At 45.4% G+C, this 24,261-nt stretch carries 29 protein-coding genes; 23 read left to right on the forward strand and 6 right to left on the reverse strand.

Annotated features, from left to right (window positions below; all coding sequences use genetic code 11):
- Nucleotide 1 precedes the first annotated feature (1 nt).
- The 7 genes from NSQ83_RS06880 (at nucleotide 2) to NSQ83_RS06910 (ending at nucleotide 8,370) form a co-directional block, all read left to right on the forward strand.
- Nucleotides 2–1,021: a zinc-binding alcohol dehydrogenase family protein gene (locus tag NSQ83_RS06880; RefSeq protein ID WP_198878887.1), complete on the forward strand. Its 1,020-nt coding sequence runs from the start codon at nucleotides 2–4 to the stop codon at nucleotides 1,019–1,021.
- A gap of 24 nt (nucleotides 1,022–1,045) precedes the next feature.
- Nucleotides 1,046–2,125, forward strand: coding sequence for a mannonate dehydratase (gene uxuA / locus NSQ83_RS06885; protein ID WP_198878888.1), 1,080 nt, complete (start codon nucleotides 1,046–1,048; stop codon nucleotides 2,123–2,125).
- Nucleotides 2,122–2,958, forward strand: a complete 837-nt coding sequence (locus tag NSQ83_RS06890) for an SDR family oxidoreductase (RefSeq protein ID WP_003245605.1) — start codon at nucleotides 2,122–2,124, stop codon at nucleotides 2,956–2,958. The genes uxuA and NSQ83_RS06890 overlap by 4 nt, the downstream gene beginning before the upstream one ends.
- Nucleotides 2,959–3,005: 47 nt before the next feature.
- The gene (locus NSQ83_RS06895) at nucleotides 3,006–4,274 is read left to right on the forward strand and encodes an MFS transporter (protein WP_029946346.1); all 1,269 of its coding nucleotides are present in this window, start codon (nucleotides 3,006–3,008) and stop codon (nucleotides 4,272–4,274) included.
- Nucleotides 4,275–4,361: 87 nt separating this feature from the next.
- A complete protein-coding gene (locus NSQ83_RS06900) occupies nucleotides 4,362–5,363 on the forward strand; it encodes a LacI family DNA-binding transcriptional regulator (protein WP_198878889.1) in 1,002 nt (333 codons plus the stop codon).
- A gap of 74 nt (nucleotides 5,364–5,437) precedes the next feature.
- Nucleotides 5,438–6,880: a tagaturonate reductase gene (locus NSQ83_RS06905; protein ID WP_198878890.1), complete on the forward strand. Its 1,443-nt coding sequence runs from the start codon at nucleotides 5,438–5,440 to the stop codon at nucleotides 6,878–6,880.
- Entirely contained in the window at nucleotides 6,877–8,370 is a 1,494-nt protein-coding gene (locus NSQ83_RS06910; protein ID WP_198878891.1) for an altronate dehydratase family protein, read from the forward strand. Before NSQ83_RS06905 ends, NSQ83_RS06910 begins: the two co-directional genes overlap by 4 nt.
- Before the next feature lie 38 nt (nucleotides 8,371–8,408).
- Here NSQ83_RS06910 and NSQ83_RS06915 read toward each other — a convergent pair whose 3' ends face one another.
- Together NSQ83_RS06915 and NSQ83_RS06920 are read right to left on the reverse strand one after the other, a co-directional pair.
- On the reverse strand, nucleotides 8,409–9,173 hold the full coding sequence (locus tag NSQ83_RS06915; RefSeq protein ID WP_033884348.1) for a sulfite exporter TauE/SafE family protein: 765 nt from the start codon (nucleotides 9,171–9,173) through the stop codon (nucleotides 8,409–8,411).
- Nucleotides 9,174–9,397: 224 nt separating this feature from the next.
- Nucleotides 9,398–9,862, reverse strand: a complete 465-nt coding sequence (locus NSQ83_RS06920) for a DinB family protein (protein ID WP_015715724.1) — start codon at nucleotides 9,860–9,862, stop codon at nucleotides 9,398–9,400.
- 148 nt (nucleotides 9,863–10,010) lie between these two features.
- On the opposite strand from NSQ83_RS06920, the gene yjoB reads away from it, so the two are divergent.
- From yjoB to phrA, 3 genes are all read left to right on the forward strand, one after another.
- The gene (gene yjoB / locus NSQ83_RS06925; protein WP_015252292.1) at nucleotides 10,011–11,282 is read left to right on the forward strand and encodes an ATPase YjoB; all 1,272 of its coding nucleotides are present in this window, start codon (nucleotides 10,011–10,013) and stop codon (nucleotides 11,280–11,282) included.
- A 146-nt stretch (nucleotides 11,283–11,428) separates the two neighbouring features.
- Nucleotides 11,429–12,565: a response regulator aspartate phosphatase RapA gene (gene rapA / locus NSQ83_RS06930; RefSeq protein WP_015252291.1), complete on the forward strand. Its 1,137-nt coding sequence runs from the start codon at nucleotides 11,429–11,431 to the stop codon at nucleotides 12,563–12,565.
- A complete protein-coding gene (gene phrA, locus NSQ83_RS06935) occupies nucleotides 12,555–12,689 on the forward strand; it encodes a phosphatase RapA inhibitor PhrA (RefSeq protein ID WP_003245487.1) in 135 nt (44 codons plus the stop codon). Before rapA ends, phrA begins: the two co-directional genes overlap by 11 nt.
- A gap of 29 nt (nucleotides 12,690–12,718) precedes the next feature.
- Here phrA and NSQ83_RS06940 read toward each other — a convergent pair whose 3' ends face one another.
- Entirely contained in the window at nucleotides 12,719–12,976 is a 258-nt protein-coding gene (locus NSQ83_RS06940; protein ID WP_198878892.1) for a YciI family protein, read from the reverse strand.
- 119 nt (nucleotides 12,977–13,095) lie between these two features.
- On the opposite strand from NSQ83_RS06940, the gene NSQ83_RS06945 reads away from it, so the two are divergent.
- Nucleotides 13,096–14,049 carry an N-acetylmuramoyl-L-alanine amidase gene (locus NSQ83_RS06945; protein ID WP_128422184.1) on the forward strand — a complete coding sequence of 318 codons (954 nt, stop codon included), beginning with the start codon at nucleotides 13,096–13,098 and terminating at the stop codon, nucleotides 14,047–14,049.
- Nucleotides 14,050–14,088: 39 nt separating this feature from the next.
- On the opposite strand, the gene NSQ83_RS06950 is transcribed toward NSQ83_RS06945, so the two are convergent.
- Nucleotides 14,089–14,466 (reverse strand): PH domain-containing protein, encoded by a 378-nt coding sequence (locus NSQ83_RS06950; protein WP_003245254.1) that lies wholly within the window; start codon nucleotides 14,464–14,466, stop codon nucleotides 14,089–14,091.
- A gap of 105 nt (nucleotides 14,467–14,571) precedes the next feature.
- On the opposite strand from NSQ83_RS06950, the gene NSQ83_RS06955 reads away from it, so the two are divergent.
- Together NSQ83_RS06955 and NSQ83_RS06960 are read left to right on the forward strand one after the other, a co-directional pair.
- On the forward strand, nucleotides 14,572–15,174 hold the full coding sequence (locus NSQ83_RS06955) for a poly-gamma-glutamate hydrolase family protein (RefSeq protein WP_015252289.1): 603 nt from the start codon (nucleotides 14,572–14,574) through the stop codon (nucleotides 15,172–15,174).
- Between the two features lie 76 nt (nucleotides 15,175–15,250).
- Nucleotides 15,251–16,087: a manganese catalase family protein gene (locus NSQ83_RS06960; RefSeq protein WP_003245071.1), complete on the forward strand. Its 837-nt coding sequence runs from the start codon at nucleotides 15,251–15,253 to the stop codon at nucleotides 16,085–16,087.
- Between the two features lie 43 nt (nucleotides 16,088–16,130).
- Here NSQ83_RS06960 and NSQ83_RS06965 read toward each other — a convergent pair whose 3' ends face one another.
- A complete protein-coding gene (locus NSQ83_RS06965) occupies nucleotides 16,131–16,727 on the reverse strand; it encodes an ImmA/IrrE family metallo-endopeptidase (RefSeq protein ID WP_003232721.1) in 597 nt (198 codons plus the stop codon).
- A gap of 162 nt (nucleotides 16,728–16,889) precedes the next feature.
- Complete coding sequence (gene xre, locus NSQ83_RS06970; RefSeq protein ID WP_003232719.1) at nucleotides 16,890–17,231, reverse strand: HTH-type transcriptional regulator Xre; 342 nt, start codon at nucleotides 17,229–17,231, stop codon at nucleotides 16,890–16,892.
- Between the two features lie 177 nt (nucleotides 17,232–17,408).
- On the opposite strand from xre, the gene NSQ83_RS06975 reads away from it, so the two are divergent.
- From NSQ83_RS06975 to NSQ83_RS07020, 10 genes are all read left to right on the forward strand, one after another.
- Nucleotides 17,409–17,588: a hypothetical protein gene (locus NSQ83_RS06975; protein ID WP_003232712.1), complete on the forward strand. Its 180-nt coding sequence runs from the start codon at nucleotides 17,409–17,411 to the stop codon at nucleotides 17,586–17,588.
- A complete protein-coding gene (locus NSQ83_RS06980; protein WP_003245799.1) occupies nucleotides 17,575–18,411 on the forward strand; it encodes a phage-like element PBSX protein XkdB in 837 nt (278 codons plus the stop codon). Before NSQ83_RS06975 ends, NSQ83_RS06980 begins: the two co-directional genes overlap by 14 nt.
- The gene (locus tag NSQ83_RS06985) at nucleotides 18,311–19,111 is read left to right on the forward strand and encodes an ATP-binding protein (RefSeq protein WP_015252287.1); all 801 of its coding nucleotides are present in this window, start codon (nucleotides 18,311–18,313) and stop codon (nucleotides 19,109–19,111) included. Before NSQ83_RS06980 ends, NSQ83_RS06985 begins: the two co-directional genes overlap by 101 nt.
- Nucleotides 19,111–19,278, forward strand: a complete 168-nt coding sequence (locus tag NSQ83_RS06990) for a hypothetical protein (protein ID WP_198878893.1) — start codon at nucleotides 19,111–19,113, stop codon at nucleotides 19,276–19,278. Before NSQ83_RS06985 ends, NSQ83_RS06990 begins: the two co-directional genes overlap by 1 nt.
- Nucleotides 19,279–19,362: 84 nt before the next feature.
- Nucleotides 19,363–19,713, forward strand: coding sequence for a phage-like element PBSX protein XkdD (gene xkdD / locus NSQ83_RS06995; RefSeq protein WP_003245290.1), 351 nt, complete (start codon nucleotides 19,363–19,365; stop codon nucleotides 19,711–19,713).
- Nucleotides 19,710–19,916 carry a phage-like element PBSX protein XtrA gene (gene xtrA, locus NSQ83_RS07000; RefSeq protein WP_003244900.1) on the forward strand — a complete coding sequence of 69 codons (207 nt, stop codon included), beginning with the start codon at nucleotides 19,710–19,712 and terminating at the stop codon, nucleotides 19,914–19,916. The genes xkdD and xtrA overlap by 4 nt, the downstream gene beginning before the upstream one ends.
- Before the next feature lie 115 nt (nucleotides 19,917–20,031).
- Nucleotides 20,032–20,541, forward strand: coding sequence for a sigma-70 family RNA polymerase sigma factor (locus NSQ83_RS07005; protein ID WP_015715732.1), 510 nt, complete (start codon nucleotides 20,032–20,034; stop codon nucleotides 20,539–20,541).
- Between the two features lie 116 nt (nucleotides 20,542–20,657).
- The gene (gene xtmA, locus NSQ83_RS07010) at nucleotides 20,658–21,455 is read left to right on the forward strand and encodes a phage terminase small subunit (RefSeq protein WP_198878894.1); all 798 of its coding nucleotides are present in this window, start codon (nucleotides 20,658–20,660) and stop codon (nucleotides 21,453–21,455) included.
- On the forward strand, nucleotides 21,452–22,753 hold the full coding sequence (locus NSQ83_RS07015) for a PBSX family phage terminase large subunit (RefSeq protein ID WP_038428823.1): 1,302 nt from the start codon (nucleotides 21,452–21,454) through the stop codon (nucleotides 22,751–22,753). The genes xtmA and NSQ83_RS07015 overlap by 4 nt, the downstream gene beginning before the upstream one ends.
- Nucleotides 22,754–22,756: 3 nt before the next feature.
- Entirely contained in the window at nucleotides 22,757–24,244 is a 1,488-nt protein-coding gene (locus tag NSQ83_RS07020; protein ID WP_024572593.1) for a phage portal protein, read from the forward strand.
- The last annotated feature ends 17 nt before the right edge of the window (nucleotides 24,245–24,261 follow it).

Consider the following 24,261-nt stretch of genomic DNA (forward strand, 5'->3'; position numbering starts at 1 on the left):
AATGAAAGCGGTTCAAGTGCGAAAAGCGTATGATCTGGTGACAGCGGAGGTGAAGAAGCCAGTTCTTTCAAAGGATGATGAAGTTCTCGTGAAAGTCAAGCGAGTCGGCGTTTGCGGTTCAGACATGCACATTTATCATGGAACGAATCCGCTCGCTACCCTCCCGAGAGTCATCGGACACGAGGTAACGGGACAAGTGGAGGCAGTTGGTGCGAATGTACAGAGCCTAAAACCCGGTGATCATGTGGTGATTGAGCCGATTTCTTATTGCGGATCGTGCTATGCCTGCCGCAAAGGGCGGCCGAATGTTTGCGCCAAGCTTTCTGTATTTGGCGTACATGAGGACGGAGGCATGCGGGAATATATTGTGCTTCCGAAAAGGCAGCTTCACGCGGTCTCAAAGGACTTGTCTTGGGAGGAAGCAGTCATGGCCGAGCCTTATACGATAGGCGCCCAGGCAGTGTGGAGAGGCCAGGTGGAAAAAGGTGATACCGTCCTGATCCAGGGAGCGGGACCCATCGGGATCTGTGTATTAAAAATGGCAAAACTGGCGGGCGCTGCTGTCATGATGACTGACTTGAACAACGATCGGCTGGCATTTGCGAAAGAAAACGGCGCCGATGCTGTTGTAAATGTCCAAGCAGAACATGTTGCCAAGCGGGTCCTTGAATGGACTGGGAATGAAGGAGCAAACGTGGTCATTGATGCTGTTTGCCTGCCGGAGACTTTTGCACTTTCAATTGAGGCTGTGTCACCGGCGGGACATGTGGTTGTGCTTGGATTTGATGAAAGAGCGGCTCAGATTTCTCAGCTGCCAATTACAAAAAAAGAAGTCACGATAACCGGATCGCGATTGCAGACCAATCAGTTTCCAAAAGTGGTAGAGCTTTTGAATGGAGGCCGGTTAGTGCATAACGGGCTGGTGACCCATACATTTTCAGTTGATGACGTTCATCATGCATTTCAGTTTATTAAGGAGCATCCAGATCAGGTGCGAAAAGCCGTCATCACGTTTGATTAAATGACTGAATCCGGAGGTGCGAGCATGAATATGACATTCCGATGGTATGGAAGAGGCAACGATACAGTCACACTTGAACACGTGAAGCAAATTCCCGGTGTCAAAGGCATCGTTTGGGCTCTCCATCAAAAGCCTGTCGGCGACGTGTGGGAAAAAGAAGAAATCAGAGCCGAGACCGAATATATTCAATCCTATGGTTTTCATGCTGAAGTTGTAGAAAGCGTGAATGTTCACGAAGCAATTAAACTTGGGAACGAAGAACGCGGCCGGTATATTGAAAACTACAAGCAAACGATCCGCAACCTTGCCGGATTTGGCGTGAAAGTGATTTGCTATAATTTTATGCCGGTTTTTGACTGGACACGCACGGACATGTTCCGGCCGCTAGAAGATGGATCGACCGCTCTGTTTTTTGAAAAGGCCAAGGTGGAAAGCCTTGATCCTCAAGAGCTGATTCGGACGGTGGAGGATGCATCTGACATGACACTGCCGGGGTGGGAGCCCGAAAAATTAGCTCGGATCAAAGAGCTTTTTGCTGCCTACAGAACGGTCGATGAAGAAAAGCTATGGGACAATTTATCATTCTTTTTGCAGGAAATTCTTCCTGTTGCTGAGGCCTATGGTGTTCAAATGGCCATTCATCCGGATGACCCGCCGTGGCCGATTTTCGGACTGCCGCGCATTATCACAGGAGAGGCAAGCTATAAGAAGCTGCGGGCGGTATCAGATTCACCGTCTAATTGTATCACCCTTTGTACAGGTTCAATGGGAGCCAATCCCGCTAACGACATGGTGGAGATCGCTAAAACGTATGCCGGCATCGCTCCATTTTCACATATTCGCAATGTGAAAATTTATGAGAATGGCGATTTTATTGAAACATCTCATTTAACAAAGGATGGTTCGATCAACATTCAAGGCGTGATGGAAGAACTGCATAAGCAGGATTACGAAGGATATGTCAGACCGGATCATGGGCGCCATCTTTGGGGCGAGCAATGCCGCCCGGGATATGGCTTATACGATCGGGCACTTGGCATCATGTATTTGAACGGGCTGTGGGACGCCTATGAAGCAATGGCAAAAAAAGAGGTGGGCGTATGATCCCGCTGCATGAGAACCTGGCAGGTAAAACGGCTGTCATCACTGGCGGCAGCGGCGTGCTTTGCTCTGCGATGGCCCGGGAGCTTGCCCGTCATGGCATGAAGGTGGCGATATTGAATCGGACGGCTGAAAAAGGCCAAGCGGTCGTGAAGGAGATAACGGCGGCTGGCGGCACAGCGTGCGCTGTTGCTGCGGATGTGCTGGACAGGATGTCACTGGAACGGGCAAAGGAAGACATCCTTGGCCAATTTGGCGCTGTTGATCTGTTAATTAACGGGGCTGGCGGCAATCATCCTGACGCGATAACCGATGTGGAGACATATGAAGAAGCGGGAGAAGGCCAATCCTTTTTTGATATGGATGAGAGGGGCTTTCTAACTGTATTCTCCACCAATTTCACCGGTGCGTTTCTGGCCTCGCAAGTGTTTGGAAAAGAGCTGCTGAAAGCCGATTCACCGGCGATCATCAACCTTTCTTCCATGAGTGCTTATTCACCTATGACGAAGGTTCCGGCATACAGTGCCGCGAAAGCATCCATCAATAATTTTACGATGTGGATGGCTGTTCATTTTGCCGAAACCGGGCTGCGGGTCAATGCGATTGCCCCAGGCTTCTTTCTGACAAAACAAAATCATGATCTGCTGATCAACCAAGACGGAACGTTCACCAGCCGATCTCACAAAATTATTGCGGGAACACCGATGAAGCGCTTCGGAAAACCCGAGGATTTGCTCGGTACGCTTCTTTGGCTGGCGGATGAATCCTATTCCGGTTTTGTCACTGGGATCACCGTTCCTGTCGATGGAGGATTTATGGCTTATTCAGGTGTGTAACGAAAGCGGTGCAACAGAAACTGAACCAACATAGGGGTGAGGTTGAGATGTTTTCAAAAGATAAGCTTCCCGTTATCCTTTTTTTGTTCCTGGCAGGGGTGATTAATTACCTGGATCGCTCGGCGCTTTCCATTGCAGCTCCTTTTATTCAGGATGATCTCACATTGTCTGCCACGCAAATGGGCTTGATTTTCAGCAGTTTTTCGATTGGTTATGCGATTTTTAACTTTCTTGGGGGCGTGGCATCCGACCGCTATGGGGCAAAGCTGACCTTGTTTGTCGCGATGGTTGTTTGGTCGCTGTTTAGCGGAGCAGTCGCCCTCGCTTTTGGCTTTGTCAGCCTGCTGATTATACGCATTCTCTTCGGAATGGGAGAAGGCCCGCTTTCGGCGACCATCAACAAGATGGTGAACAACTGGTTCCCGCCGACCCAGCGGGCGTCTGTTATCGGTGTAACCAACAGCGGCACGCCGCTCGGGGGAGCCATTTCCGGCCCGATAGTCGGCATGATCGCAGTGGCGTTCAGCTGGAAGGTATCCTTCGTTCTCATTATGATTATTGGATTGATATGGGCAGTGCTCTGGTTCAAGTTTGTCAAAGAAAAGCCGCAAGAGACGATCAAGGAAGCACCGGCAATAAAAGCAGAAACGTCTCCCGGAGAAAAAATTCCGCTCACCTTTTACCTGAAGCAAAAAACGGTCCTGTTCACGGCGTTCGCTTTTTTCGCTTACAACTACATCCTCTTCTTCTTTTTGACGTGGTTTCCGAGCTATCTTGTCGACGAGCGGGGATTAAGTGTTGAATCGATGAGTGTCATCACGGTCATACCGTGGATTTTAGGATTTATCGGGCTGGCTGCAGGGGGATTTGTTTCTGACTATGTGTACAAAAAAACGGCCCGAAAAGGTGTGCTGTTCTCGCGCAAGGTTGTGCTTGTCACGTGTTTGTTTTCATCAGCTGTCCTGATTGGTTTTGCCGGGCTTGTGGCAACGACTGCGGGGGCTGTCACTCTTGTCGCTCTGTCAGTGTTCTTTCTTTATTTGACCGGTGCTATCTATTGGGCTGTCATTCAAGATGTGGTTGATCAAAACAATGTCGGTTCTGTTGGCGGCTTCATGCATTTCCTCGCCAACACGGCAGGAATTATCGGCCCGGCTTTAACCGGATTTATTGTTGACCAAACAGGCACGTTTTCTGGAGCATTTTTGCTTGCCGGAGGGCTGGCTGTCTTCGCTTCACTTGCTGTGATTCGTTTTGTCCGTCCAATCATCGGCAAGACAGCGGGAACAGAAGCGGAAAACCCTGTGTCTTATTAATCTGGAAATACAGTGGGAGAGGCGGTATGTTTGATGATACAATATACAGTAAATAATCGCAGCCGGTATGATAAGGAAGGGAATTAGATGGTAACCATAAAAGATATCGCAAAACTCGCAAACGTATCCCACACAACCGTTTCCAGAGCACTCAACAACAGCCCTTACATCAAAGAACATACGAAGAAAAAAATATTAGAGCTAGCAGAGCAGCTCAACTATACACCAAATGTAAATGCGAAAAGTCTGGCGATGCAAAAGTCGCATACGATCGGGCTTTTCTTTACAAGCATTACAAACGGAACCTCACACAGCTTCTTTGCAGACACAATCAAAGGCGTCAATCAAGCCATATGTGAGGATTACAATCTGTATGTGCGCGGCATTGATGATCTGAAAAACTATGACTCCGTTACACCGATGAGATATGACGGCATCATTTTAATGAGCCAAAGTGACATTGATAATTCTTTTATTTACCATATTCGCGAAAAAAACATTCCGCTTGTCGTGCTGAATCGTGATATTGATGATCGTACCATCACGAATATTTTGTCCAATGACAAGGAAGGCTCTCAAGAAGCTGTAGAATACTTCATTCAGTCCGGACATCAAGACATCGCCATCATCGAGGGGATCGAAGGCTTTAAATCCTCCCAGCAGCGAAAGGAAGGCTACTTATCTGCACTGATTCAACATCATATTCCGATCAAGCATGAATACAGTGTCAAAGGACAGTACGATATGGAAAGCGGCTTTCAAGCGATGGAGCGGCTGCTGGCACTGCCGAATCCTCCAACCGCTGTTTTTTGTTCGAATGATGACATGGCAATCGGAGCGATGAATGCGATATTCGCAAAGGGCCTGCGCGTTCCTGATGATATTTCGGTGATCGGGTTTGATGATATTGGGTTTTCACAGTACATCACGCCAAGGCTTTCAACAGTAAAGCGCCCAGTGGAGAAAATCAGCGTGCTCGGTGCGCAAAAACTCTTGTCGCTGATCAGCGAGCCCGAAACAAAAGCAGAAAAAATCTTGGAAAACACAGAATTTATGGTGCGTGATTCAGTCAGACGATTGACGACGTGATGTCCCGTTTTTCAGCGGGCATTCTTTATACAGAAAAATGTTAACGTGTGCATAAAAAGAGGGAGGCAATAAGGGTGCAGAAGCTGAATAAAAATGTGTACGATCACTATACTCAGTATCCAGAAAAAATTCTCCAATTCGGAGAAGGAAACTTTCTTCGGGGATTTATCGATTGGCAGATTGATCAATTGAATCAACACACTGATTTTAATGGGAGTGTGGCGGTTGTTCAGCCAAGGGGTTCAGAAAAAATCAAACGATTAAATGAGCAAGATGGATTATATACGCTTTTTTTACAAGGAATGAAAGATGGAGAAGCGGTAAACGAGCATATGATTATCAACTCAATCAGCCGGGGAATTGACCTGTTTTCTGATTATGAAGCATACAAAGAATTGGCATCAAGCGAAAGGCTTCGGTTTATCATCTCCAACACCACTGAGGCCGGGATTGTATGTGATGAAAAAGATCGTTTAGAGGATAGGCCGCAAAGAACATTCCCTGGGAAATTAACTGCATTTCTCTACTTCCGCTATCAGGCTTTTAAAGGAGATCAGACAAAAGGGTGTGTCCTACTCCCATGTGAACTGATCGAGAAGAACGGTGAAAAGCTGAAGGAAACGGTTCTTCATTATGCACATCTGTGGAAGCTGGAGGAAGGTTTTACACAGTGGGTTCATGAGGCCAATACGTTTTGTAATAGTTTAGTAGATCGGATTGTCCCGGGTTTTCCTGTAGACAGCATCGAGGAGATCACGGCAGATCTTGGCTATCAGGATGATTTGATAGTTGTGGGAGAGCAATATTATTTATGGGTTATCGAGGGGCCTGATTGGATTGGAAAAGAACTTCCCTTCGCGGCTGCAGGGCTGCATACAAAGATCGTCAGCGACCTCACCCCATACCGGACTAAAAAAGTAAGAATTTTAAATGGCGCTCATACAGCAATGACGCCAGTGGCTTTATTATACGGCTTAAAAACTGTTAGGGGTGCTGTCGAGCATCCGGTAGTGGGGCAATTTATAAGAGAGCTGATTGATGACGAAATTCTTCCTGTTTTAAAAATGGAAGGTCTTTCTCAGTATGCTGACGATGTGCTGAACCGTTTTAAAAACCCGTATATTAAGCATTACCTGGAAAGCATTGCATTGAACGCCATTTCCAAATTCAAAACGAGAAACCTGCCGACTCTTAAGGAATATGCTGAACAAAGGGGACAGCTTCCTGAACGCTTGGTGTTTTCTTTCAGCGCTCTTCTGTATTTTTATCATGATAACGAGACATTGCAGGATGATCCGGCAGTTCTTCAATTTTTCAAAGAGGTTTGGTGTCAGGAGGATGGCGACATGCTTCGGATTGCCTCAAGAGTGTTAGGCGAACAGTGGCTGTGGGGGGCAGATCTCAATGAGATACCGAAGCTGACTGATAGAGTCGCTGTTTACTTGAATCATATTCATGAGCTGGGCATGCAGAGGGCTCTTGAACAATACTGCATACAAGGGGGAGAGGTACGTTGAAGTCGTTTATAAAGATTCATAAGCAAGATAATGTCCTTCTTGCTCTGCGGGATATCCAAAAGGGAGAGAGGCTGCATGCGGACGGCGTGTCGATTGAAGTAAAGGATGATATAAAAAGAGGCCATAAGATTGCATTGCAGTCTATCAAAGAAAACGACAGCATCATCAAGTACGGGTCTCCAATCGGTCATGCATCACAAGATATCTCGATCGGAGAGCATATTCATGTCCATAATACGAAAACAAACCTGTCTGATATCCAATTATACAGCTATACACCGAGATTTGATGAAAATCCGTATTCTAATGAGAACCGGATGTTTAAAGGTTTTAGAAGAGAAAACGGAGATGCGGGTGTACGGAATGAATTGTGGATTGTCCCAACTGTCGGCTGTGTCAATGGAATAGCAGAAAAAATGCTGCAGCGTTTTGTCAGAGAAACAGGGGATATCGCTCCATTTGATAACGTACTGGTGTTAAAGCATCAATACGGATGCTCGCAGCTTGGCGACGATCATGAAAATACGAAGCAGATCCTGCTGAATGCCATTCGCCATCCAAATGCCGGCGGCGTCTTGGTGTTAGGGCTTGGCTGTGAAAACAATGAGCTGGCAAGAATGAAGGAAGCACTGCAAGATGTGAACCTGGAGCGGGTGAAGTTTCTGGAATCCCAGTCGGTGACCGACGAAATGGAGGCAGGTGTTGCTTTGCTGAAGGAAATTCATGAAGCGGCCAAAGGAGATAAGAGAGAAGACATCCCGCTGTCTGAACTGAAGATCGGGCTGAAATGCGGAGGTTCGGACGGTTTTTCCGGCATAACCGCAAACCCGCTGCTTGGACGTTTTTCAGATTATCTCATTGCACAGGGAGGGAGTACTGTGCTGACGGAAGTACCGGAAATGTTCGGCGCAGAAACCATCCTGATGCAGCGGGCTGCCAATGAAGAAGTGTTTCATAAGATAGTCGATTTAATCAATGATTTCAAACAATACTTTATTAAACATGATCAGCCGGTGTACGAAAATCCTTCACCGGGCAACAAAGCGGGCGGCATTTCTACACTTGAGGATAAATCGCTGGGCTGTACGCAAAAAGCGGGGATTTCTCCTGTCACGGATGTCTTGAAATACGGTGAAGTACTCAAGACAAAAGGGCTGACTCTTTTGAGCGCACCGGGCAATGATTTGATCGCCTCCTCCGCATTGGCGGCGGCCGGCTGCCAAATTGTCCTCTTTACAACGGGGAGAGGCACGCCGTTTGGCACCTTTGTCCCGACGGTGAAAGTAGCGACAAACACCGAGCTGTATGAAGCGAAGCCGCATTGGATTGATTTTAACGCAGGCCTTTTAGCAGAGGATGATGTTCATGAGGAATATGTGCTGCGTGAGTTTATCCACTATATGATTGAGGTGGCAAGCGGCCAGCTTGTGAACCATGAAAAAAATGATTTCAGAGAACTTGCCATTTTTAAATCGGGTGTGACGCTATAATAAGAAAAGGCTATCCTTCAAGCGGATAGCCTTCTTCATTAAATCAATTTTAAACCGCTGACTAAAATAATGGACGCCATAATAAATTGCAGCGGACGCGGGGAGAATCGAGGCGAAAGATGGCTTCCGATCAGCACGCCGGGAATTGAACCAATGAGCAGATTAGCTGCCAGCATGTAATCCACGCTTCCGAAGCTTGCGTTCAAAATGCCTGCTGCCGTAACAAGAAGAAATGCATGCGCGATATCGGTTCCGACAATCTGTGACGCTTTCATGTTAAATAAGTAAATCATGGCGATTGCAAATAATGAGCCGGAACCGATTGATGTTAATCCGACGATAAACCCAAACACAACACCAATAAGAATCGTCAGCGCCCTCTTATCTTCAAGCGGCATCAGCTGCCAGCGGTTGGGACGAAGTTTTCTATCCAAAAACAAACGAACGATGATTGAAATGGCAACCAGCGTTAACACATATCCTAGAGCGTGCTTAATAATTTCTTCCTGATGCTGGTGAAAGGCGGGGAACAAATGCAATATGCCAATGGCTAGCGAAGCACTCGGAATACTGCCGATGGCTAAGTATTTTACCAATTTAAAGTTAATCGTTTTCTGCCGCCAATGGGAGGCAACGCCAAACAGCTTTGTGATCGAGTTATATACAAGATCCGTACCGACCGCGATGGAAGGATTAATTCCAAGCACAATTAAAAGGGGAGTTAATAAGGCCGCTCCACCCACTCCCGTCAATCCGACTAAGGCTCCGACAAACAAACCCATCAATATGATGCTTACACTCATGATAAAGGCCTCCTGAAAACCCGACTATTTTTATCAGATTATATATGATTAGCACGCGTTAATCAATTAAATTTTTTGAATTTTTGCACGTTAGCTGCTTGAAATTTTGGTATGCTCAATATCTCTATTCATTTGCCCTATAATGAGTGTCTGGACGAAATCGAGAAGTACTAAAGGCACAAAAAAAAGATACCTCTTAACAGGTATCTTTTTTCTTGTTTACGCTACATGCGCTGCTGATAGAAAGGAAGCTCAGTGTGGCCCATTTCCCGCACATACACGAACAGGTTGCCTTTATGGTGAATTTCATGCTCCATTGCAAGCTGAAGCAGCGCGCGGCCTGTGACTTTTCTGCCGAAAGCGGATGTCAGATCAATTTCTCTGTCCAGCTGCTCTTCAGTCAGCTGTTCAAGGATAGCGACCGTTTTTTCTGTATATGTTTTTGCCAGAACATTGAGATCTGTTTCTGTTTCCTCCTGCTTGTTTTGAAATGGTGAGGCATTGCCTTCCTTAATGACATTTGCGAACAAGTGGAAAGACGTAAGAATGTGTTTGACCAGCTCTTCTGCTGACATTGATGTTTCTGCCGGTTTGTAGCTGTAGTGGTCTTTGCTGATTTTTTCGGCAAGCTCGTTGGTCACGTTTCGATGGGATAAAAAATGGCTGACAATTTGATTGGATTGGCTCATTATGATCTCCTCCATATGTAAAAATAAATGGTGCAATGAAATCCTATATCAACGGTTATGAATTCACAAGTAATATGCTGTGGGATGAAACAAAATGCTATGTCAATCGTATATATAACGTTCACAAAACATGAAATGGAGTATAAACATGACTAACATACCTTTCATTTATCAGTACGAAGAAAAAGAGAATGAAAGAGCTGCGGCGGGCTACGGCACTTTCGGTTACCTTATCACACGGATTGAAGAAACGCTTTATGATCAATACGGTGTATTCTATGAGCTCTATGCCAGTGATGATCCAAATACGGAATACTGGGAGCTTCTTGTAGAAGATGTCCGCAGCGGTTCATTGGAACCTGAGCATGTGGCATATATATTTGAAAAGCTTGAAAAGAAAACCTTTGCTTACGATGAAGATGAGAAAGAACCGGATTATACCGTCCATAAGTCTATAAGAAACAGTGTATACGCGTATCCCAAAAAGGGAGTTGCTTTTGCCAGAATTCCATATTTTCAAGATGGGAGCATTATGAGTTTTGATTGTCTGTTTGCGGTTAACGATGAAAAGATGCGTGCATTTCTGGAGGGAGTCAGACCGCGTCTTTGGGAAAAAAGCAAGCGGAAAGTGACCGTGTTTACGGATGGAGATGGAGGGACTTCAAGAGAGCAGGAAGCCATTGTCAGAGAGGTTCAGCGGAGTCAAGTCATCATGAATCCGCTATTGAAAAAAGAGATATACAGATCAATTGATCAGTTTTTTCATAGTGATAAATCGTTTTATCAAACATATGACATCCCTTACAAGCGCGGCATTCTGTTATATGGACCTCCTGGAAACGGAAAGACGACGTTAGTGAAGTCGATCGCAGGCAGTATCGATGCACCTGTTGCTTATTGGCAAATTACTGAATTTACGTCGAGCGAGACAATAGAAGAAGTCTTTCAGGCAGCGAGACGCCTCGCTCCTGCAGTTCTGGTCATCGAGGATATAGATTCGATGCCGGAAGATGTGCGGTCCTTTTTTCTCAATACGTTGGACGGCGCGACATCAAAAGAGGGGCTATTTCTCATCGGTACGACAAACTATCCCGAAGAGATCGATCCAGGTTTGATGAATCGTGCAGGGCGATTTGACCGTGCCTATGAAATCGGGCTTCCGGATGAAGAGCTGCGGCTGGAATATATGAAAATGAGAGGCTTTGGCATCTTTTTGAGTGAAGGAGAAATAAAAAACGCCGCAAAACTTACAGAAGGCTTTTCCTTTGCACAGCTTGGAGAATTATATGTATCTTCAGCCCTTCAATGGCACCAAGAAGGGAATCACCATATTGAAACCATGGTGAAAGACATGACAGGAGAGCAAAGAAAAAGCCAGCGGGGAAGCTGGATGGAAAGAAACAAAGTCGGTTTTCACTAAAAAGAAAGCACGGGTGTTTGAAAAACCCGTGCTTTTTTGTTGCGGTTAGCCGAAATTCGACAATTGCGGTTATTTTGCGTTCTTCTTTTTCTTGCAAATATGATAAAATATGACATATCTCGGGTAATTCAAAAAGGGGGGATTAATTGAGGATGAAGCAGACGATTCCGTCCTCTTATGTCGGGCTTAAAATTAATGAATGGTATACTCATATCCGGCAGTTCCACGTCGCTGAAGCCGAACGGGTCAAGCTCGAAGTAGAAAGAGAAATTGAGGATATGGAAGAAGACCAAGATTTGCTGCTGTATTATTCTTTAATGGAGTTCAGGCATCGTGTCATGCTGGATTACATTAAGCCTTTTGGAGAGGACACGTCGCAGCTGGAGTTTTCAGAATTATTAGAAGACATCGAAGGGAATCAGTACAAGCTGACAGGGCTTCTCGAATATTACTTTAATTTTTTTCGAGGAATGTATGAATTTAAGCAGAAGATGTTTGTCAGTGCCATGATGTACTATAAACGGGCAGAAAAGAATCTTGCCCTCGTCTCGGATGATATTGAGAAAGCCGAGTTTGCTTTTAAAATGGCTGAGATTTTTTACAATTTAAAACAAACCTATGTTTCGATGAGCTACGCCGTTCAGGCATTAGAAACATACCAAATGTATGAAACGTACACCGTCCGCAGAATCCAATGTGAATTCGTTATTGCAGGTAATTATGATGATATGCAGTATCCAGAAAGAGCATTGCCCCACTTAGAACTGGCTTTAGATCTTGCAAAGAAAGAAGGCAATCCCCGCCTGATCAGTTCCGCCCTATATAATCTCGGAAACTGCTATGAGAAAATGGGTGAACTGCAAAAGGCAGCCGAATACTTTGAGAAATCTGTTTCTATTTGCAAGTCGGAAAAGTTCGACAATCTTCCGCATTCTATCTACTCTTTAACACAAGTTCTGTATAAACAAAAAAATGACGCCGAAGCGCAAAAAAAGTATCGTGAAGGATTGGAAATCGCCCGTCAATACAGTGATGAATTATTTGTGGAGCTTTTTCAATTTTTACATGCGTTATACGGAAAAAACATAGACACAGAATCAGTCTCACACACCTTTCAATTTCTTGAAGAACATATGCTGTATCCTTATATTGAAGAGCTGGCGCATGATGCTGCCCAATTCTATATAGAAAACGGACAGCCCGAAAAAGCACTTTCATTTTATGAGAAAATGGTGCACGCACAAAAACAAATCCAGAGAGGAGATTGTTTATATGAAATCTAAATGGATGTCAGGTTTGTTGCTCGTTGCGGTCGGGTTCAGCTTTACTCAGGTGATGGTTCATGCAGGTGAAACAGCAAACACAGAAGGGAAAACATTTCATATTGCGGCACGCAATCAAACATGATGCATAAAAAAGACCCTTAGGGGTCTTTTTTATTTCTTCAGCTTCCATTCTTTTATCGTCAGCTCAGAAGATCCGCTTGCCACCAGCGGATCCGCATGGCCGATTTCCGCTGCCTCTTCCAGTGAATCTGCTTCGATGACATACGCTCCGCCTGTGGCGTCGCTAAATGGCCCAAACATTTTTAAACGTTTTTCTGCCTGTAAACGATCCAGAAATTCATAGTGCCCAGCCACATGCTTCTGATTAAATTTCTCCGTTCTCATTGTCAGCATTAAATATGTATACATATTCAGACCCTCCGTGAACTTCAGTTTAACACATTTATCCATATTACGTGATAGATGATATGAGCTTTTCGTCCTACGAATGCCACCTATTTATGAAAAAAGAAAAGGAGAGATGATAGGTGAGCATTCCAGTAAAGAAAAATTTGGTTTCTGAGGCGAAATACGCGTTGAAGTGTCCTAATGCAATGTCCGCTGAATACATTACCATTCACAACACGGCAAACGATGCATCAGCGGCCAATGAAATCAGCTATATGATCGGGAACACAAGCTCGACAAGCTTTCATTTTGCGGTCGATGATCAAGAGGTGATTCAAGGTCTGCCGCTTAACCGAAACGCTTGGCACACAGGTGACGGCACAAACGGTCCGGGAAACCGCAAATCAATCGGTGTTGAGATTTGCTACAGCAAATCGGGAGGCCCGAAGTATGAGGCAGCTGAAGCCTTGGCGATTTCATTTGTTGCACAGCTTTTGAAGGAGCGCGGCTGGGGCATCGATCGTGTGAGAAAGCACCAGGACTGGAACGGAAAGTATTGCCCGCACCGCATTTTATCAGAGGGGCGCTGGGATCAAGTGAAGGCGGCAATTGAAAAGGAATTAAACGGGGGCGTATCAGCTAAAAAAGCTGCAGTCTCTTCTTCAGCGTCTGTATATCATGTGAAAAAAGGCGACACATTGTCAGGGATTGCCGCATCACACGGAGTCAGTGTGAAAACGCTGCAAAGCATCAATCATATTACTGACCCGAATTACATTAAAGTCGGACAAGTGATCAAACTGCCTCAGACGGCATCTGCTTCTAAAAGCCATGCCGCACCCTCATATCCGCTCCCATCCGGCGTGATCAAAGTGACAAGCCCGCTGACGAAAGGGACAAAAGTAAAGCAGGTGCAGACCGCTTTAGCCGCTCTTTATTTTTATCCTGATAAAGGAGCGGAAAATCACGGCGTTGACGGCGTTTATGGCCCGAAAACAGCAAATGCAGTGAAACGTTTTCAGTCTGTCAGCGGTTTAACGGCTGATGGGATTTACGGTCCGAAAACGAAAGCGAAGCTGGAGGAAAAGCTGTAAATGAAAAGACGGAAGCTGTGAAGCTTCCGTCTTTTTATCTTACATACAAACTGCGGCAAGCACCTTTTGAATATCATAAATGCTCTCATCTTTTTTAAACTGCTTTGAGACGGCAGGAAGTTCTGCGCCGGAGATCCAAATTTTCAGCTCTGAATCGAGATCAAAGCGGCCGGCGGTTTCCACGCTGAATCTGGAAATGCTTTTGTACGGAATCGATTGAAATTCCGTTTTCTTGCCTGTAATTCCCTGTTTATCTACAAGGATAAGCCGCTTGTCAGTAAAGACAATCAAATCGCGAACCAGCTTAAACGCGGCTTCAACCTTCTCACCCTCAAGTAAAATATGGGCAAGCTCTTCTTGCACAGCTGCCGTTGACAGTGTTGATGCATTGCCGAGTAATCCATCAATAAACCCCATCATATACCTCCTCTGCGTATTCTATCAAATCATACTATAAAAAAGGTTTTCATTCATAGATGAGTAGAGTAAACTGGTGCTGACTGGTAAAGGGGGGCGTTCAAGATGGAAGATATGTATGACAGCTTTGCGGCCCTTTCTGCTTCTGAGTCGGAGTACCGGATTATTTATGAGGAGAAAAACGGAAGTGAGCTTATCGTCCTCGGTCCTCACGGCGGCAGAATTGAGCCTGGCGTCAGTGAACTGGTGCGGGCATTTTCGGATCGATGTTCCATCTATTTGTTTGAGGGTCTAAAGCAGCGAAACAACCGTTCCTTGCATCTCACTAGCATTCGTTTTGATGAGCCGCTGGCTTTAGAAAAAGTGAATGACCACCATTACGCATTAGCGTTTCACGGGTATTATGATCCGAAAATCCCGCATACATTGGTCGGCGGGGCGGATCGTAAAAAAGCCAAGCTCATTTGTGAGCGTCTGAATGAAGCGGGTTTTAGCGCCGAGCTCACTAATGAGAAAGACCGCCTGGCAGGTGTACACCCAAACAATATTGTCAATCGGACGAAAAGAGAAATGGGACTGCAATTGGAGGTAAGCACGGCACAGCGAAATGCGCTATTCCGCAATTTTGGGTGCCGTGATAAAAGCTACATACAAAACGATTTGTTTGATCGATATGTGGAAGCCGTCAAGCTTGGCTTTTATAAATAAAACTAGACGGGACCTGCACGGTTGGCCTATTCCTTCATACGCTGGGGTTGTGCGAAAGTGTGGGGAGGAATGATTCATGTTTTATCATATAAAAGAGCTTCAATATCAAGCAAAGCCAGCTCATCCCGATCCGGTTTATGCGAAAAAACTTCAAGAGGTGCTCGGCGGCCAATTCGGTGAAATTAGCGTCATGATGCAGTATTTGTTTCAAGGGTTTAACTGCAGGGCGGATGCTAAGTATAAAGATTTGTTATATGATGTGGGGACCGAAGAGATTGGGCACGTAGAAATGCTGGCAACGATGATTTCCAGGCTTCTGGACAATGCACCCGCGGATGTACAGGAGGATGCTTATAAAAGCAATCCCGCTATTGCAGCAGTCATGTCAGGGATGAACCCTCAGCACGCGATTGTGTCCGGATTGGGGGCGATGGCATCAGATAGTGAGGGCTATCCGTGGAATGCAAAATACATTATCTCAAGCGGAAACCTGCTGGCCGATTTTCGCGCTAACTTAAATGCGGAGGCCCAAGGACGCCTTCAGGTGACACGGCTTTATGCCATGACCGATGATCCAGGGGTAAGAGATATGCTGTCATTTTTGATTGCAAGGGATACCTATCATCAAAATATGTGGTACGCGGCCATTAAAGAGCTGGAGGAGAGAGAACGGGATATTGTCGTCCCGACGACGTTTCCGCGTGAGCTCGAAAAGCAGGAAGTCTCCTATGACCTGTTTAACTTTTCCAGGGGGGATGAAAGCTCACAAGGAAGATGGGCACATGGGGAAGCCTTTGACGGCCGGGGTGAATTCAGGTATATCCCGGCTCCGATTGCGTTCGCATCTGCGCCTCATCTTAAACCGGCGCCCATGTGGCTGCATAATACAGTTCCCCCAATGTCGAAATGTTAGGTTCTCTTCTGGGCTGAGGAATATATCCTTAGCCCGTATTTGATCAGATGTTTTTGCCAATATGATATAACGCTTTTTCCTCAGCGACCTGCAAGTGCTGCTGATCGCCTTCCTCGTACGCATTTGGCCGCTTGTGAGATAATAAATAAGCGAGCCGCTTCTGAAATTGAATACCTGCTTTACGCCGTTCAAACATGTCAAGCCTTTTATCAGCAAATTCCTTTGTTACCCGGAATACCGCCGCAATTGTGGCGAGTGCCTGGCTTCTCCATTGCGGCAGTTCCATCTGCAACAGCATAAAGGTTGGCACACAGAAGTGGTACATAAATTGATTTGCCTGGAATTCCTGAAGCTCTCTGAAGAGCTTGTTCATCTGAAAATGATTGCCTGCATGCTTTAACACGTGGCACAGCTCATGGCCAAAATCCTCCCATTGCTCTTCCCGTGACTTTTTTTGGTTCAATACGATACTGTACATGCCGTCGTATTTCACCATCATGCTCCCCATATCCTCAAAATGCACCCAAATATCCAGATCCTTTGCGATTTTCAGCATGTCAATGTGATGAGGGGATGTGATGCCCAGCCGGCCGTATAAATTTTTAACGTATTCCTCCAGATGTGATAAGTAATCGCCCAATTGAATACTCCCTTTCGAACGTTTGTTCTGTTTTTAGCGAGAAAGAAAAGCCCGTATAGGACTGGAAGGTAGTGTAGAAATCTTTCCCTTTTCTTTAAAAAATAAACACTTTTTTCTTTATATCGGTCTACTTTTTATATGTTTTAGAGAACAGAGAACGATTTATTTATTTTTCGGTTTGCGGTTTTTCTCTTTTTCTTTTAAATAGTTGATAAATTCGATGGCCTGCTGTTTGCTTTCTGGGGAAAAATCCTGCATATCGCGGTATGCAAGCTGCAGGTCCGGATCTGAGAACATATCGTCATCGGATTTTTTGTCTTTCCCCGTTAATAAGTAATCAGTCGTTACTTGAAAGTAATCAGCCAGCTTTTGGAGTGTGTCGTAATCAGGTTCGCTTCGCCCATTTTCATAGTGGGAATATCGTGCCCGTGACACACCGATGTGTGATGCGATTTCTTCCTGTGTCCTTTTCCCTCTGAGACTCTTCAATCTGCCGCCTATCATACTATGACCTCTCTTTTTTAAACTCCCTACGTTACTTATGATTATAGATACAAAATGTATCAAAATAAAGTTATGATAAAAAAAGTATCAAAAATAACTTGATGATACAGATTGTATCGTTTATACTTGGTAACATCCGATACAAAATGTATCAAAAAAGATCAGGAGAGTGATCACATGTATCCGATCCAAATCGTTTTTAGTGAAAATCCCATAGATCAGCGCCATCTCGGACAATCCGGCGGCACCATTTCGTTTACCGCATGCGGCCTTCCGGTGTTTCACTTTGAAACGCAGGAACAGTTTCAAGCATACATGATGTTAAAAGGAGAAGCGGCGTACAATGAAAAACGATAAAAGCTATCCTTTTCCGACGTATTCAGGGTTATTGAATTCAGAACATTATGACAAAATTGGCCCGGCGTTATGGCTGTTTCTCTGGTTTATCAGCTCAACAACAAAAGAAATCGAAAAAGACGGCGTAAGCTGGGGCATCGTACTCGGCCATAAGCCGTTAAAAGCGAGAGAAATGGCGGCAGTCTTCGGCGTAAGTGAAAAAACCGTCAGAAGATGGCTGGAGCTTCTCGAAAACCATGATTACATAAAGGCCGTCCGTGCGCCATACGGACTGATGATTTCGGTCAAGCATTCAAAAAAATTCAGCTTCAGATCGGACAATACTGTACACGGGAGTCTAAAAGAACGGCCATTTTCGCCGCAGACACCGGACACAAACGACCGTACAGATATAGATAAAACAAACAAATATACTGCTGCTGATGATGCAGTGGATCACATTGCGAAGCGCTTTACACAATTACGGTCGGCTCAAGAAGGACGCACCGTGTATCCTTCCTCAAGAGATTATCAAGCCATCGCCCGCATTGTTGCCATCGGCGTTCCTGTCACGCAAACAATCAAATGGCTTGAAGAATGCTTTCAGGCTTTTGAAAACAGGCGGACCGCCGCTTCTGAAACAATCAAGGCTTTTCGCTACTGCTCGAAATTCATTGAAGATCGATTTTTCGCGCAGCAAGCCAAAAAGAATGCCGCAATTCAGCATGAGAGGATGAAAAAACATGACAAAACGAACAATCGAACAGATTTTGGACGAGCTGAGAAGAGGGAGACGTCCATTACTGGCGGACAAACCGGCCGAATCAGACGCAAGCAGGTATGATTGCCTGCGCTGCAAGGATCAGGGAGGTTATCTCGTCAGGCAGAATGGCCTGGAAGTCTGGACGATGTGCAGCTGCATGGCAGAACGAAAAGTGAAGCGGCTGCTGGGTGCAAGTGAGATTACCCACGCTTTCAGACAGCTCGGCTTCAAGGAATTCCGCACGGAGGGAAAGCCGCAGGCCATAAAAGACGCATTTGAGTGTACAAAAGAGTATGTTGCCGATTATGAACAAATCAAGGATTGCCGAAAAAACAGCATTGCCCTTTTAGGACAGCCCGGATCAGGGAAAACACACCTTTTGACTGCCGCTGCCAACGAATTAATGAGAACATGCTATGTGCCTGTCATTTATTTTCCGTTCGTGGAAGGCTTTACTGATCTGAAAAATGATTTTGCCCTATTAGAAGCGAAGCTGAACCGGATGAAGCAGGCAGATGTGCTGTTCATAGATGACCTGTTTAAACCGGTTAACGGCAAACCCCGCGCTACAGATTGGCAATTAGAGCAAATGTATTCAGTACTCAATTATCGCTACTTAAATCATAAACCGATTTTGCTTTCGAGCGAGCTGACAATTGAAGCACTTGTACGGGTCGATGAAGCGCTCGGCACGAGAATCTATGAGATGTGCAGTGACTATTTAGTGATTATCAAAGGAGCAGCCTACGAGCTTAACCACAGATTGGAGGGCGTCAGATAATGTGTAAGCTTTGTCAAACAAAGAAAGTCATTGTGGAACATACCGGTATTGGAGTCGTTTTTCATTCATGTCCGAACTGCCGGTCCGGCACTGATTTAACGCCTGTCATTCAAAAGCTGGAGCAAATGCTGACAGCGGGAAAAGCGAGGCTGAATATCTATGATTAAACAGCTGACTGCACTAATCGCTTTGCTGTTTCGGGCAAAGCGAACAGAAAAAAACATTGAACAATGGTATAAGGACGACGGGAAGTGAAAGTGTTGGCAAAGACAAAACAGGCAGAGAAAAGCCCTGCACCGTGGCGTGCTGTCCCGTGCGGGGATACGAAACCGATCTATATTTATTCAGCTTACAGTGAAGAAGAAAAAGAAAGATTCCCATATTCAAACGGACGGCTGATTGCCGCTGTATTTGACCTCAGCTCTTATTCGCAAAAAAGCAATGCCTCTTTGATGGCCGCTGCGCCTGAATTGTTGGAAGCGTCTAAAGCAGCACTTGATTTTCTGAAAGGGAATTCTATTCATTCAAAGGAGCGTATCATTCAGCTATTAGAAAAAGCTGAAGCAAGCGCTGCACCGAAAAGGGGAGGAAATAAAACATGATTCATCCGAAAAAACTGCTGCATATCGATTCCGTCACGCTTAAGAGCCAGCTGGAGGACGGGAAAATCCGTGTCATTATTGTGGACGGCATCAAGCAAGAAGCATGGATCACAGAAGCGCCGGAGCATGGAAAAACGCTCGTCGAAACAAGAAAGGGCGATCTTGCCCGTGTGGAATTTGAAATCGGCTACAAATTAAATTAAAGCGAAAACAGAATACGTCCAAGACGGAAAGCCTGCGGACACTGATCAATTGCACAGCATTTGTGCGTTGATTGGTGTCCGTTTTTTATTTGCCAAAAATGAGGAGGATCATAGAATGCAAGACTTACTATTTGAATATAAACGCACGCTCAAACAAACAAGAATACAATATAAACCGCTCGCTGAGGCAGATGAATCCGTGCTCTCAGCTGAAGAGCTGAAGGATAAAAAAATCATCAGAAATATGATTACTGATCTTGAATATGTAACAGAATGGCTTGAAAAAGGAAGGCAGCCCGGCATCAGACGGGCGATTGACCGGCGTGATGCCTACCAGCGGCTGATGATCAAGGACCCGAGAATCATCGAATCATTTTCCAGCGCTATGATGTTTGAGCCTGACGGACAGGTATCAGAAGAAGACAGAGATAGAATTCGAGAAGCATTAGCCCTGTTAACGGACAGAGAAAAGGAAATGTTTTTGCTGCATAAGGTAGAATGTTTTTCTTATGAACGGATCGCCGATCTTCTCGGCGTAAAAAAATCGACAGTGCAAACGACGATTAAACGGGCGAGTTTAAAGATGCAAAGACAGCAGGAAGACATGAATCGATCACTTGCCTGAAAGCTTGTCATACGTTTGCCACCTATAAGTGAATAGAGCATGACACATAAGCGGCTGGCTGATCAGCCGCTTTTATGAATAAACAACCATGCTGGAGGTGGCGGTGATGCCGTAGCATGAAAACACAACAGCGCGAACAAGCATTAGCAATCTATCAACAACATCAAGGAAAGATCACAAATCGGGCGATCGCGGACACAATCGGTGTTTCCCCGAAAACAATCGGCATCTGGAAAAAACAAGACAAATGGAAAGAGGCCCTGTTTTCTGAGTCCAGAAACGAACAAAAACAGCGCCCTATAGACAACGATGAATTAAATGAACGCCAGCGGCTGTTTTGCCTGTATTACGTCAAAAGCTTCAATGCCACACAGTCAGCAATCAAAGCGGGCTATTCTCCGGACAGTGCTCATGTGACGGGCAGCCGGCTCTTAAAAAACGAAAAGGTCGCTGCTGAAATCAGACGCATAAAAAAAGAAATGGTCAATGAAATGTTTATTGAAGCGATGGACGTGCTGCAGGTTTATATCAAGATCGCGTTTGCGGATATTACGGACTATGTGACCTTTGGAAAAAAAGAGGTCCAGGCTGTCGGGAAATCGGGTCCGCTGTTTGATGAAGATGATAATCCGATTATGAAGGAAATCAGCTTTGTCGATGTCAAAGACTCCGGGCTCGTTGATGGCACCATTGTAACGGAAGCAAAGCTTGGGAAAGAAGGCATTGCCATCAAGCTTGCAGATAAAATGAAGGCGCTTGAGAAGCTGTCCTTATATTTTGATTTGTTTCCAGATCAATTTAAACAAAAAATTGAAAATGAGAAATTGAAGCTTGCCAAACAAAAAGCGGAGAAAACAGATGACAGCCAGGAGCCGATTGAAATTATGATCAAACGAAAAGAGCGCAAGTCATGATTGTAAAAGAAATCAACCCTCATTTCGAAGATTACGTGTTCAATTGGGAGCAGACGTACCAATTTCTTGTCGGCGGCTACGGCTCATCCAAAAGCTATCATACCGCATTGAAAATCGTGCTAAAGCTGCTGAAGGAAAAACGGACGGCCCTTGTGATCCGGGAGGTGTTCGATACCCATCGGGATTCGACCTTCGCCTTGTTTCAAGAGGTGATCGAAGAGCTCGGTCTCACAAAGGCCGTGGCATCTCTTTCTTCCCCGCTGCAGCTGCGATTTCACAATGGCAGCCGGATCATGTTCAAAGGAATGGACAATCCGGCAAAATTAAAATCGGTTCATAACATTTCATTAATATGGATTGAAGAGTGCTCAGAGGTGAAGTATGAGGGGTTCAAGGAGTTAATCGGACGTCTTCGCCATCCTGAGCTAAAGCTTCATATGATCTGTACCACCAATCCCGTCGGCACCTCCAATTGGACGTATAGGCATTTTTTTCGGGATGAACGCAAGAAACGGTTTGTGCTGGATGACAGCGAACTTTACGAAAAGCGGACGATTGTAAAGGGAGATACGTATTACCATCATTCCACCGCTAACGACAATCTTTTTCTCCCGGAAAGCTATGTGAAACAGCTTGACGGACTCAAAGAGTATGATCCCGACCTGTACCGGATTGCCCGCAAAGGACGATTCGGCGTCAACGGGATCAGGGTGCTGCCGCAGTTCGAGGTACTCCCGCATGATCAAGTGAAAAAATGTATCGCAGCCATCAGCAAACCAATCTTTCGTACAGGTATGGATTTTGGATTCGAGGAATCCTATAATGCCGTCGTCCGGCTTGCTGTAGATCCTGAAAAAAAATACCTCTACATTTATTGGGAGTATTATCAAAATAAAATGACAGATGATAGGACGGCTGAGGAGCTGCGTGAGTTTATTGAGACACAGGAATTGATCAAAGCCGACTCGGCTGAGCCGAAAAGCATTCAATATTTCCGCCAGCAGGGCTTTCGGATGGTTGGAGCCAGAAAGTTTCCCGGCTCCAGGCTTCAATATACCAAAAAGGTAAAACGGTTCAAAAAAATCTTCTGTTCGGACCGCTGTGAAAATGTCATCTATGAGCTCAAGACACTTACGTATGCCAAAGATAAAAACGGAGCTCTGATTGAGGATGAATTCACGATTGACCCGCATACGCTTTCTGCCATTTGGTATGCGCTTGATGATTATGAGGTTGCTGATATGAAAGAGACAGCACACAAACGAATGCGGCCGAACCGAGAAAGGAGGAGGTCATAAATCATGCACAACCAAACAGTCAGAGCAACTGTATTTAAAGCCAATGCCGCGGCTCCTCAGACAAAGCAAATCTATGAAGATGACTTTTCTGAGCTGTACGGAGAGGACATTATTGCTCCGCCCTATAATATCATCGAGCTCAAAACCATTGCCGAATACTCGACCATTCTTCAGCAATGCATTGATGCGTACAGAGTGAATATTACAGGCTTTGGATTCGATGTTGAGTACACATTTGATGTCAACGCAAGTGATGTCGATCAGGCAAAAAAGAAAAGAGCGGAAAAAGACTGGGCCAGACTCGAAGCCTTTTATAAATGTCTTCACTTTGATGAATCAGCTGAAATGATTTTAGGCTATGCCATCGAAGACAGAGAAAAAACAGGCAACGGATTTATGGAAGTGCTTCGCGACGGGGCGGGAAAACCCGCCGGCATCGAATATTTAGATGTGAAATATATGCGTGTGTGCGGAGCAGGTGAGCCTGTAGAGGTCTCATTTATATATGAAGAAAACGGGAAAATGAAAAGGATCAAAAGGCAAAAACGCTTCCGAAAATATGTGCAGATGATCAATGGAAAGAAAGTATTTTTTAAAGAATACGGCGATCCACGAAAAATGGATATGCGCACAGGTGAATATGTAAATACATTGGCAGAGAAGTATCAAGCAAATGAAGCCATTCACCTCAAAATCGGAAGCGGCGTATACGGTGTACCTCGCTGGATCGGCAATATTGTCAATTTATACGGAGCCCGAAAAGCAGAAGAGCTCAATTTTATGTATTTTAAGCAGGGGCGTCACGTCCCCGCTGCGATTACAGTGGAAAACGGGATGCTGTCTGAAGCTTCTTACCGGGAGCTGCAGGAATACATGAATGATCTTGAAGGCGTGGAAAACGCCCATAAATTTCTCCTGATCGAAGCGGAAGGAATCGCAAAAGAAAAGGATCTCCATGGAGGCGAGGATATTACACCAGTTTCCGTGGAAATCAAATCCTTGGCGGAAATTCTCCAAAACGACGCCCTGTTTCTTGAATACGATGAAAAAAGCAGAAATAAGCTGCGTTCCGCGTTCCGCCTCCCGCCGCTGTATACAGGCGAGGCCCAGGAATACAACCGGGCGACAGCTGATACTGCTAGAAAAATTACGGAGGAGCAGGTTTTTCAGCCGGAGCGAAAAACGCTCGTGAATAAACTGAATACGCTGCTTTTGCCGGAGCTGAATATCCATGACGTCAGGCTGACATTAAAAGGACCGGACTTTCGTGATCCGCTTGAGATTGCGAAGGTGCTCGGTCCTTTTATTACAGCCGGAGCAGTCTCGCCGAATGATTTACGCGACCTTGCCGGACGGGTGCTTGGCAAAACACTTGAGGAGTGGCCGGAGGACATTTATAAACGGCCTGCAGGACAGGATGCGGAAAAGACAAACCTGGCTGCGCTCATGCAGGAGTTGAAAGAAAGCATCGAAGATATCAAAACGTCCTGAAGGGAGGTGAATCAAGC

Origin of the sequence: Bacillus sp. PS217 (assembly GCF_037963535.1) — a bacterium.
In the GTDB taxonomy this organism is placed as follows: domain Bacteria; phylum Bacillota; class Bacilli; order Bacillales; family Bacillaceae; genus Bacillus; species Bacillus subtilis.